A 1,556-nucleotide genomic window follows, 5' to 3' on the forward strand; every position below is an offset into this window, starting at 1 on the left:
ATCACGCCCTGAGCCTTTCCGTCAACGCGGTTTTGCTGTGTCCAGCTCGCTGGTCAACGGTGAGCCGTGCCGGAGCAAGGCCTGTAAATAAACCTTTTCGTCGTACACGGTACTGGTCTTCCAGCACCGATAAACGATCCGGATCCACTTGAACGCCAAGGCCCTGAGGGCCGCTTGGTAAGAGCTGCCTTTGGCCCTTTGCTGGCGATAATACGCCTCTGCCCACACCGATTGATTGATGCTGTGGGCAGCCCACTCAACAAAGGTCTGGCGCAAAAAAGTTGCGCATTGATAGCGCCAGTGGACGACTTTTTTCTTGCCACTGCGTTCGGTGACCGGGGCAATTCCGGCATATCGCTGCACCGCACTGGCATCCTTGAAGCGATCACGCTGCTCACCAAAGGCGACCATCAACCGTGGGGCAAGCTGCTGTCCCGCGCCGGGCAAGGCCTTGAAGAGTCGGTAGTCGGCCAGGGTGTTGGCAGTTTTTTCGATCTCCCGATCAAAGTCTTTGATCGCCGTGATAACCCCTTTCAGTTGCGAGACCAGGGCCAGCACATACAGCGCTGAAGGACTGACCACGCCTGGATCTTCAGTCAACGGCATGGCTTTGGCGATCAACGCCAAACGCTGCTGATTGAGCTCAGAATGGCGAACATTGTGCGCGTGAAGGAACTTCAAAACGCTGGCCGGCCGAGCGTGCTTAAGCACTTCAAAGGTCGACCAGCGCGCCAAAAAATCACAGAAAACCAGCGTGTCATGGTCATGAAACAGCTCAAGAGCCAACGGATAATACTGTTTGAGCATGCAGACCAGACGGTTGCTGAGCTTGACCCGGTCATCGACCAGCCCGCGCCGATGTTCGGTCAGGCTGGCGAGCGAACGCATGGCGGAGCTTTGCTGGACCAGTTGAGGAAACCGTTCGGGGTGATTCAGCAACAGCTCAAGCGCCCATTGAGCATCCGTTGGATCATCCTTGGCGCCACTGGGGACGAAGGTTTTACGGTGCCGGGCCAAGGTGCTCGGATTGATCGGAAAGATACAAAAAAACTCATATTTTTGCAGAGCCGATATCAGTGGGCCTTTGTTCAACTCCACAGCGATCGCGATAGGGCCACCGTAACGTTGATGCAGCGACTTGGCCCAGCGATCAATCGACTCGGGCTTGTGGTCGATGACCTCGAAACTGCGCTGAGCCTCTCCAGCTATCTGCAAACAGATGTCGTGCTTGGCGTCTGCCCAATCAATTCCGATATAAGCAGTGAAACTCTGAGACAGGAGCGTTTGCATGGAACACCTCAACAGGCGCTAAAGTACATGCAGGGACATGCATGCTTGCGTCCAGCGAAGGCGATATAGAGAGCCGTGTCGGGCTTTCCCTGAGAATTCGTTAGAGGGCGCAAGCGCACCTGTGGACTCGAAGGTGATGGCGTAATCATCGAGTGCTGCGCGAGCATATTCGTAGCCCACAGGTGCATGTTCCTTCCTCGCCGACAACTGACTTCCAGCGATATCAGTATGGAAGAGAAAGGAACGGACTACCTATATCGCGAGCA

Annotated in this window: 1 protein-coding gene; it reads right to left on the bottom strand. The window is 55.3% G+C overall.

Annotation, left to right across the window (positions count from 1 at the left end):
• Positions 1–21: 21 nt before the first annotated feature.
• The gene (locus EYC95_RS30000; RefSeq protein WP_131063534.1) at positions 22–1,290 is read right to left on the bottom strand and encodes an IS110 family transposase; all 1,269 of its coding nucleotides are present in this window, start codon (positions 1,288–1,290) and stop codon (positions 22–24) included.
• Between the last annotated feature and the right edge of the window lie 266 nt (positions 1,291–1,556).

Source organism: Pseudomonas sp. BGI-2 (assembly GCF_004310295.1).
Classification (GTDB): domain Bacteria; phylum Pseudomonadota; class Gammaproteobacteria; order Pseudomonadales; family Pseudomonadaceae; genus Aquipseudomonas.